The sequence below is a fragment of the Micromonospora sp. NPDC052213 genome (assembly GCF_040679695.1).
Lineage (GTDB): Bacteria > Actinomycetota > Actinomycetes > Mycobacteriales > Micromonosporaceae > Micromonospora.
The window spans coordinates 1-9,237 of sequence record NZ_JBFAVI010000224.1; the positions used below are offsets into that span (position 1 = coordinate 1).

At 71.0% G+C, this 9,237-nt stretch carries 8 protein-coding genes; 7 read left to right on the forward strand and 1 reads right to left on the reverse strand.

What is annotated here, in order from left to right:
• From AB0L34_RS31060 to AB0L34_RS31075, 4 genes are all read left to right on the forward strand, one after another.
• Nucleotides 1–715, forward strand: a 715-nt coding sequence (locus AB0L34_RS31060) for a glycosyltransferase (protein ID WP_363708890.1), incomplete at its 5' end; no start/stop codon positions are given.
• 120 nt (nt 716–835) lie between these two features.
• Nucleotides 836–1,780, forward strand: coding sequence for an NAD-dependent epimerase/dehydratase family protein (locus tag AB0L34_RS31065; protein ID WP_363708892.1), 945 nt, complete (start codon nt 836–838; stop codon nt 1,778–1,780).
• A 95-nt stretch (nt 1,781–1,875) separates the two neighbouring features.
• Entirely contained in the window at nt 1,876–3,189 is a 1,314-nt protein-coding gene (locus AB0L34_RS31070) for an oligosaccharide flippase family protein (RefSeq protein ID WP_363708894.1), read from the forward strand.
• The gene (locus AB0L34_RS31075) at nt 3,170–4,567 is read left to right on the forward strand and encodes a glycosyl transferase family 1 (protein ID WP_363708896.1); all 1,398 of its coding nucleotides are present in this window, start codon (nt 3,170–3,172) and stop codon (nt 4,565–4,567) included. The genes AB0L34_RS31070 and AB0L34_RS31075 overlap by 20 nt, the downstream gene beginning before the upstream one ends.
• 86 nt (nt 4,568–4,653) lie before the next feature.
• Here the strand turns inward: AB0L34_RS31075 and AB0L34_RS31080 are convergent, their stop codons facing one another.
• Complete coding sequence (locus AB0L34_RS31080; RefSeq protein WP_363708898.1) at nt 4,654–5,838, reverse strand: O-antigen ligase family protein; 1,185 nt, start codon at nt 5,836–5,838, stop codon at nt 4,654–4,656.
• Between the two features lie 538 nt (nt 5,839–6,376).
• On the opposite strand from AB0L34_RS31080, the gene AB0L34_RS31085 reads away from it, so the two are divergent.
• The 3 genes from AB0L34_RS31085 to AB0L34_RS31095 all read left to right on the forward strand — a co-directional run.
• Nucleotides 6,377–7,417 carry an SDR family NAD(P)-dependent oxidoreductase gene (locus tag AB0L34_RS31085; protein WP_363708900.1) on the forward strand — a complete coding sequence of 347 codons (1,041 nt, stop codon included), beginning with the start codon at nt 6,377–6,379 and terminating at the stop codon, nt 7,415–7,417.
• A complete protein-coding gene (locus AB0L34_RS31090; RefSeq protein ID WP_363708902.1) occupies nt 7,411–8,538 on the forward strand; it encodes a capsular biosynthesis protein in 1,128 nt (375 codons plus the stop codon). The genes AB0L34_RS31085 and AB0L34_RS31090 overlap by 7 nt, the downstream gene beginning before the upstream one ends.
• A partial coding sequence (locus tag AB0L34_RS31095) for a glycosyltransferase family 4 protein (protein ID WP_363708904.1) occupies nt 8,535–9,237 on the forward strand: 703 nt, incomplete at its 3' end. The genes AB0L34_RS31090 and AB0L34_RS31095, both read left to right, overlap by 4 nt.

Here is a 9,237-nt window from a genome sequence, read left to right on the forward strand (position 1 = left end):
CGCGCTGACCGGGCCACTCGCCGAGGACTTCGCGCCCGGGCGTCCCCACCTGGTCATGGAGGGGATCTTCCATCCGCCCGCCGGAGTCCGCCCCCGTGTCGAGGCCGCCCCCGACGTCCGTGAGGTGGTGTACGCGGGAGGGCTCAGTCGCGCGTACGGCGTGGACCGCCTGGTGGAGGCATTCCGCGCGCTGCCCGACCCGGACCTGCGGCTGCTGCTGTTCGGCCGGGGAGAGCTGACGCCCTGGCTGCGCGAGCAGGCCGCCGCCGACCCGCGGATCGCGCCGCCGGACCTGCTCGACCGGGACGTGCTGGCCGGCCGCCTCGCGCGGGCGGCGGTGCTGGTCAACCCCCGTCCGGTCGCGCAGGGTTTCGTGCGCTACTCGTTCCCGTCCAAGACCATCGAGTACCTGTCGGCCGGGGTGCCGGTGGTCAGTACCCGGCTCCCCGGCATTCCCGCCGACTACCTGCCGCACCTCGTGCTCGCCGAGCCGGACACGGTCGACGGTCTCCGTGAGGCGCTGATCCGCGCGTTGGCGCTTCCGCCCGGGGAGGTGACCCGGCGTGGGGCGGCCGGCCGGGAGTTCCTCCGCCTGACCCGCAGCCCCGTGGCGCAGGGACGGCGGATGCACGACTTTCTGGCCTCCCTGGCCGCGTCGCCGGACGCCTCCCCGACGGGCCGCTCGGCCGTGGCGCCCGCCGCGTCCGGGCGCTGACGTCAGGATGAGCAGCGGACGTACGTCCTTGTTTGCGTGACTCATCACCTGTAGTGCTCGTTGTCCCTTTGGTGATCGCACCGGCGTCGGGCTGGGGCACCGGTGAAACGGGGGACGACCGTGAAGGTAGTGGTGACGGGCGGTGCCGGCTTCATCGGGGCCAACCTGGTCCGGGCGCTGCTGGACACGCCGGAGGTCGCCTCGGTCGTTGCGGTGGACGACCTCTCCACCGGTCTCCTGGAAAACCTGGACGGCCTGCCGGTGCCGCTCCTCCGCGGCACCGTTCTCGACCCCGACCTGCTGGACGAGGCGTTCGCCGGCGCCGCCAGCGTGGTGCACCTCGGCGCGCTGGGCTCGGTGCCCCGGTCCATCGACCGCCCGCTGCCGAGCCACCACGCGAACGCCACCGGCACCCTGATGGTGCTCGAGGCGGCGCGCCGGCACGACGTCGGGCAGGTGATTGTGGCCTCGTCCTCCTCCGTCTACGGCGCGAACCCCGTGCTGCCCCGGCAGGAGGGGCTGCGCCCGATGCCGGTCAGCCCTTACGCCGTCTCCAAGCTCGCCGCCGAGGCGTACACGGTCGCCTACGCGAGTTGCTACAGCTTGCCGGTGCTGCCCTTCCGCTTCTTCAACGTCTTCGGCCCCCGGCAGGCGGCCCACCACGCCTACGCGGCGGTGGTGCCCCGATTCGTCACCGCGGCCCTGGCGGGGCAGCCGCTGCGGGTCCACGGCGACGGGCGGCAGACCCGCGACTTCACCTACGTCGGCAGCGTCACCTCGGTGATCGTCGACGCGGTCGTCCGCCGGGTGTCCGCACCGGACGTGGTGAACCTCGCCTTCGGCGCGCGAATCTCGCTGCTCGAGGTGATCGATGAGCTGGAGCAGTTGCTCGGCCGTCCCTTGGAGCGGTTCCACGAGCCGCCACGCCCAGGGGACGTCCGGGATTCCCAGGCTGATTCCCGCCGGCTGCACGAACTCTTTCCGGCGGTGCGCCCGATTTCGTTGCGTGAGGGCCTTCGGGAGACGGTGTCCTGGATGGCCGGTCACGTGTTCGCCGGCCACTAGGGGCACGCGTGTCCTGGAGGGTCGCCGAGCGGGCCGGGCACGCGCGGGCAGCCCACCGCCGCCCGCATGACCGCACGCGCCGGCTGCTGTCCGGCGTGGCCACCGCGCTGGTCAGCCGGGCGGCGGGTTTCGTCGCGCCGATCGTGCTCGTCCCGGTGACGCTGCCGTACTTCGGCACCGATCTGTACGGGCTGTGGATGGCGGTCGCCGCGCTGGTCGGCATGGCGTCGTTCGCCGATCTCGGACTGGGTAGCGGGCTGATGACCAAGCTGGCCCCGTGCCATGCCCACGGCGACGACGACCGTGCCAGAGGCTACATCTCCAGCGCCTATCTGACGTTGTCACTACTGGCCGCTGCCATGATCACCCTGCTGTGGCTGTTCGCCGGCGGCATCCCGTGGACGTCGCTCTTCAACGTCAGTGGCGAAGTCACGTCCGGCCAGACCCGGCTCATCGCACTCATGTGCCTCACCGCGTTCCTGGTGAACGTGCCACTCTCCCTGATCACTCGGGTGCAGTACGCCTATCAGCAGGTGGGACGCAGCAACATCTGGCAGGCCGCCGCCAGTCTCACCGGGCTCGTTCTGGTGCTCGCCGTCGTGGCCGCCGGCCTGTCCCCGATGCTCGTGATCGCGACGTCGGTCGCCGCGCCGCCGTTGGTCAACCTCGTCAACACGATCTGGTTCTTCCGCCGGGGTCATCGTCGGATCCGGCCCCGGCTGGGCGCCGTCGACGCCCGCACGGCGTGGGAACTGACTCGCCTGAGCGGGCTGTTCTTCGTGTTGACGGTGGTCATGTCACTGGCCACCAACGCCGACACCCTCGTCATCGCGCACGCGCTCGGGCTGTCCGCCGTCGCCGGCTTCGTGATTCCGGCGAAGCTGCTCGCCCAACTCGGGCAACTCGTCGTCCTGGTCAACGTGCCGCTCTGGCCGGCCAACGGTGACGCCCTTGCCCAGGGGCAGCTTTCCTGGGTGCGGCACACCACCCGCCGGATGACCGTCCTGTCCGTGCTCGCCGCCGCGGTCCCGTCGGTAGTGCTGGTGTCCTTCGGGGACTGGCTCTTCGCCGCGTGGCTCCCGGTTTCAATCGGAGGAGACCGATGGTTGTTGGCCGGACTGGCGGTGTGGTGGGTGCTACAGGCGGCGCTCTCGCCGCGCTTCATGGTGCAGAACGCGGCTGGTGTGGTTGTTCCGCAACTGGTGGGCTGGGTGGCCTTTCTGGCTCTCTCGATCCTCGGCAAGTGGTTTGGCGCCCGGTGGTTCGGCGTCACCGCTGTGCCCTGGGTCGGGGCGGCGGGCTACGCCTTGACCGTCCTGCCGGCCGCACTCTACGGATACCGCCGGACGCTGCGGAGGCACCGCGCGCCGGCGGCGCAGGAGAGGAAGGGTGAGCCGATTGCTGCCTGAGGAGTATCCGCGCGTGCTCGTGGTGGGAGGGGCTGCGTTCAGCCGCACTTCCGGCACCGGCATCACGCTGTCGAACCTGTTCGCCGGCTGGCCCCGCGACCGGCTCGCCCAGCTCTACACAGAGGACCGGGAGCCCACGACAGATGTCTGCGCCAGCTTCGCGCACGTCGGTCAGGAAATCGCCCCGGTCGAGCATCACCTGATCCGGCTGCGGAGGCGGACGCAGCGCTCGGCGCGTGTGACAGCGACGGGCGGCGCGCGAGCGGACGGGACGGTCCGCATGGATCAGGAAGCCGGGCCGGTTCGGGCGTGGCTGCGGAAGGAGTTGACCGCCTTCTTCGATCTGACTCCGATTCGGCCGTCTGCCCACGTGCGGGACTGGGTACGGGCGCAACAGCCGCAGGTGGTGTACGCGACGCTGGGAAGTATCCGGATGATGCGGTTGGCACTGATGGCCGCCCGTGAGTGCGACGTCCCGCTCGTGCCGCACTTCATGGACGACTGGGCGACCACGCTGTACGCCCAGGGACAGGTGCTCGGCCTGCCCCGGCAGGCGGTGCGCCGCGAGCTGCGCGCTGTGCTGCGGCAATCCTCGTACGGGCTGGGCATCAGCGGCCCGATGGCCAGGGAGTACGAGCGCCGCTACCGGCTGCCATTTGCCGCCTTCGGCAACTGCGTGGACGCGGAGGACTTCGCCGTCCCTGGACACCCCGTGCCACCACGTCCCGACGGCGCGGCGATCGAGCTGGTCTATGTGGGCGGCCTGCACCTGGGGCGCTGGCGGTCGCTGCGGCGCATCGGCGAGGCGTTGGACCAGCTGGCCGGCGAGGGGGTGGCGGCGCGGTTGACCGTGCACATGCCGCAGCAGGACGTCGCCCGGTACGGCGGCCATCTGGCCGATCTGGCCGCTGTACGCCTTGGTCGATCGCTCAGCAGCACGGAGGTGGCCGCGGTCCTGCGGGGCGCGGACGTTCTCGTACACGTGGAGTCGTTCGCCGAGGACAACCGGGCCTACACCCGCTACTCGCTCTCCACGAAGATCCCGCAGTACCTCGCCGCCGGCCGGCCGGTGCTCGGGTTCGGACCGGTCGAGTTGGCCTCGATGGCACACCTCAGGGAGGCGGACGCCGGCGTCGTCGTCGGCGTCGACGACCCGGTGGCCCTGAGCCGGGAGCTGGCCCGGTTGTGCCGGGAGCCGGAGCTGCGGGAGCGCCTCGGGCGGCAGGGACTGGCCTTCGCCGTACGCCATCACCGATCCGACCAGGTGGCCCTGCGCCTGGCGGAGGTCCTGGGCGAGGCCGCCCGCCGGTCCATCGGTCCTCCGTCGGCGCCTCGGGCGGAACCACCGACCCGTTCCCTTACTCACCTCGTTCGGTGACGAGTCAAGTCGTTCGGGGACGAGTCGAAAGAGTCACGGGGCGCGACGGTTCTCGACCGTCGCGCCCCGTCAGGTTTGTCGACCCGCTATTGGGCATTCGGTCCGGAATGCTGCGGAAGGATCGGACGCTTGCCCCAGGACAGCTCCCCTGGCAGCGCGCGGTGTGCCGCCCGGGGCGATGCCGGCAGCTCCGACAGGGCGGTGACCAGTGCGAGCGCGAGCCACATCGCGAGCGCCGCCTCCCACTGGCCACTCAGCCAGATCGGCAGCAGCACGGCGGTGAAGACAGACGTCAGGACGAGTCCCTGCCGCGAGACACGGGCCGCGGTCCAACAGGCGGCAAGAAGGACGCCGAGGTAGAGAACCGCGCCGACCAGACCGAGGTCGTTACCGAGTATCAGCAGCAGGTTGTGGGGACCGATCTGGAACGGATTCGTGCCGATGAAGACACCTGGACCGGAACCGGTCAGGGGCGCCTCGCTCCAGGTCGACAAGGCGTACGGCCACAGCTCCAAGCGTCCGGAGATGTCCCCCGTGGGGCGACCGTAGAGTTCGTCGAGCCAGAGCGCCACCCGGTGGGGGGCGAAGCCGAACGGCACGATGACGATCAGGAGCCCGGCGATGGCACCCACCCCGATGACGGTGGCCCGGGGAAACAGCCAGGCCAGCCCCAACACGACGACGCCGAGCAGCGCACCGATGGCCGCCCCCCGGGAGCCGGTGAGGAGCATGCCCCAGACCACCGGAAGCGCGAGCAGGGGCGGGGCGACCCGCAAGATCGGCCGGCGGTGTACGGCGGCGGTCAGAAGTATCGCCACGACCACTCCGACGGCCAGGGTGTACGCGGTGGCGTTGATCTCCCGGCCCTCGATGCCGTACCGGGTGGCGACGTCAAGAAGCTCACCCTGCTGGCGTAGCTCGCTGCCCGCGCTTACAACCAACTCCAGTGCCACGACCACGCAGCCTGCGAGATATGTCGAACCGAGCAGGAGGAGATCCCGCCGGCGGCGCACCACGTGCCGGCAGACCACGAACAGCAGACAGACCGTGGCGTACCGGTAGCCAGCCGGGATGGTCAGCTCCGGGTGATCCGTCCAGAGGGCAGCGGCCAGCGCCCATGCGCCGGTCGCGATCGCCAGCACGTCAGGCAGTCGTGGTCGGGGCACGCGTCCACTGAGGGCCAGGGCGAGCAGGGCCAGCGGTGCCGCGTAGTTGAACGACCACCACGGCGGGCGGGCGGCCATGAAGGCGACCAGAGCCAACACCAGCACCGGGGGCAGGCTCAGCGGGGGGCGGATACGGCCGTGGCCGTCTCGGGAGCCCGACGGCTTGTGGACTTCCGGCCGGCGTGCAGGTGCCGCGGCGCGTCTCGCCCCCTGATCGCGTGACTGATCGGAGCTGACGAACTGCGGGCGGCGCTGGCGAGTCAAGGAGGCGGTCACCCCTGGCCTTTCCCTCGGGCGTTTCCCCCCGGGACGCCGGTTTGCGCTGCGGGCGGTGGTGTCGAAGCCTCAGGCGCGTGGCGCGGGCGACACCGGATCGTTTGTACCAGGCAGAGCGCGGGAAGAGACCCAAAACATGGCATAAAGTGGATGATCTGAACGATCCGCCGACGACCCACATGGGGTTATCAGGCGTTTTGACTGGTTTGGGATGAAAAGCGTATCTCGACCGGCCACATGTCGTTGTCCCGGGTGCCCCATGCAAGTCACGGCCCTGCTGCCGGATGGTTTGCCGAGGCGTCACCCGGCGGCCCCGTCTGCTGAGGCAGCCGGTGGCGGCCCGCCGAGCAACGACACGGGAGAATCCATGAGCTTCATGACCGCTGGACGCCGAGTGCTCATCACCGGCGGCACCGGCTCCTTCGGACAGACCATGACCCGCCGCTTGCTGGACCGCGACGTTGCCGAGGTGCGGATCCTCAGCCGTGACGAGGCCAAGCAGGACGCGATGCGCCGCACCCTTGGTGACGAGCGCGTGCGCTACCACGTGGGGGATGTCCGGGACCGCGACAGTGTGGAGCGGGCGACCCGCGACGTCGACTTCATTTTCCACGCGGCAGCGCTCAAGCAGGTCCCGTCCTGCGAGTTCTTCCCACTCGAAGCGGTCCGGACGAACATCCTGGGCAGCGCCAACGTCGTAGAGGCCGCGGCGCAGAACGGCGTCGGGTCTGTCGTGCTGCTCAGCACGGACAAGGCCGTCTACCCCGTGAACGCCATGGGGATGAGCAAGGCTCTGATGGAGAAGGTCGCCCAGGCGCACGCCCGGAACAACCCGAACAGCGCTACCACCGTCTCCTGTGTCCGCTACGGCAACGTCATGTACTCGCGTGGGTCGGTGATCCCGCTCTTCATCGAGCAGATCAAGGCCGGACGCACGCTCACCGTCACCGATCCGACCATGACCCGCTTCCTCATGTCCCTGGCCGACTCGGTGGACCTCGTCGAGCACGCCTTCCACAACGCGCGTCCCGGTGACGTCTTCATCCGCAAGGCGCCGGCCTGCACGATCGGGGATCTCGCCGAGGCCGTCTGCCAGCTCTTCGACGTGCCGTTCAAGCTCGACGTGATTGGTGTACGCCACAGCGAGAAGTGGCACGAAACGCTCGCCAGCCGCGAGGAGCTCACTCAGGCCGACGACTTCGGGAACTTCTACCGCGTGCCGCTGGACGCCCGCGACCTCAACTACGCGCTCTACGTCTCGGAGGGTGAGCTGGGCGACGGGCCGACCGAGGACTTCAACTCGGCGAACGCGCCGCGGATGGGCGTACCGGAGATCATGGAGCTGCTGAAGACGCTGCCCGAGGTCCGCGCGGAGCTGGCCCTGCGGGAGCCGGTGCTGGCATGCTGAGGCTCGCGGTCACCGGAGCCGGCGGCTTCCTCGGCTGGCACGTACGGGTGCTGCTGCGCGTCCTCGGCTGGCCGGAGCCGGTCGTCGTCACCCGGGCGGAACTGGCCGACCCCCAGCGGGTCGCGGCGAAGGTCGGCGGGGTCGACCGGGTGCTGCACCTGGCCGGGGTCAACCGGGGCGAGCCGGCGGACGTGTCCGCCGGCAACGTGCAGCTCGCGGCCCAGCTCGCGCAGGGTCTCAAGCACTGCCCGACGCCGCCCGGGACGGTGGTCTTCGCCAACTCGGTGCAGGCCGGCAACGGCACGCCCTACGGCGACGCGAAGGCTGCCGCCGCCGGCATCCTGGCCGACACGGGCCTGCCGGTCGACGACGTCCTGCTGCCGAACCTGTACGGGGAACACGGGCGGCCGTTCTACAACTCCGCGGTCGCGACCTTCTGTCGGCTGCTCGCCGAGGGCGGCCGGCCGGAGGTGCACGCCGACCGGGAGCTGAGCCTGGTACACGTCACCGACGCGGCGGCCCGACTCGTCGGCGTTCCGGCCGGGGGATCGTGGGATCCGGCCATGCCGGCGCTGCGGATCGGCGTGCGGGCCCTCGCCGACCGGCTCGCCGACGTGGCCGCCACGTACCGGACGGGGGAGATCCCGGCTCTGCTGGACCGGCACGACGTCCGGCTGTTCAACACGTACCGGTCGCACTGCTTCCCCGCGCACTATCCGCTGGCGCTGCCGCGCCGGGCGGACACCCGGGGCGAGCTGGTCGAGACGGTCAAGGCGCACGGTGGGGGCGGCCAGACCTTCTGCTCCACGACCCGTCCCGGCATCACGCGGGGCGAGCACTTCCACCTGGCCAAGATGGAGCGGTTCGTCGTGCTGCACGGCACGGCCGAGATCAGCCTGCGCAGGGTCGGCGACACCGAGGTGGTGCGGTTTCCCGTCTCCGGCGACGAGCCGGTGCTGGTGGACATGCCCACCATGTGGGTGCACAAGCTGGTCAACACCGGATCGGACGAGCTGGTCACCATGTTCTGGACGAACGAGGTGTTCGACCCGGACCGGCCGGACACCTGGCCCGAGCCGGTGGAGGCCCCCCGGGCGGAGCAGCCGGTGGTCGACGCGTGAGGGTCGGCCTGGTCAGCCAGTGGTATCCGCCGGAAGGGGTGTTCATCCCCGGCAACCTGGCGCGCCAGTTGGCGGAGCGGGGCCACGAGGTGCGGGTGCTCACCACCTTTCCGAGCTACCCGCACGGCCGCATCTTCCCGGGCTGGCGGCAACGCTGGCGGCACACCGAGGCCGACGGCCCGGTGGCCGTCCGGCGGGTGCCCGCCTACCCCAGCCACGACACGTCCGCCGCCCGGCGCGCGCTGAGCCACCTCTCCTTCGGGGCCAGCAGCGCGCTGGGCGGCGTCCGTTGGTTGGCCGGCGCCGACGTCACCTACGTCTACCACCCGCCGCCCACCTCGTTCGCCGCGGCGGCGATCGCCCGCGCGGCCCGGCGGACGCCGATCGTGCTCCACGTGCAGGACCTGTGGCCGGAGTCCGTGCTCGGGTCGGGCATGGCGCCGACCGGCCGGACCGGCCGGGCGTTGCAGCGGGGGATCGCCGCGCTGATGCGCGCGACGTACCGCCTGGCCAGCGCCGTCGTGGTGATCTCGCCAGCGATGGCCGACCTGGTGGTGGCCCGCGGCGCGGACCCGGCCCGGGTCCGGGTGGTGTGGAACTGGACCGACGACGCGCTGTTCCGGCCGGTGCCGGCGACGGACGAGGCCCGCGCGGTGCTCGGGCACCGGGGGCGCTGCACCGTCATGTTCGCCGGCAACA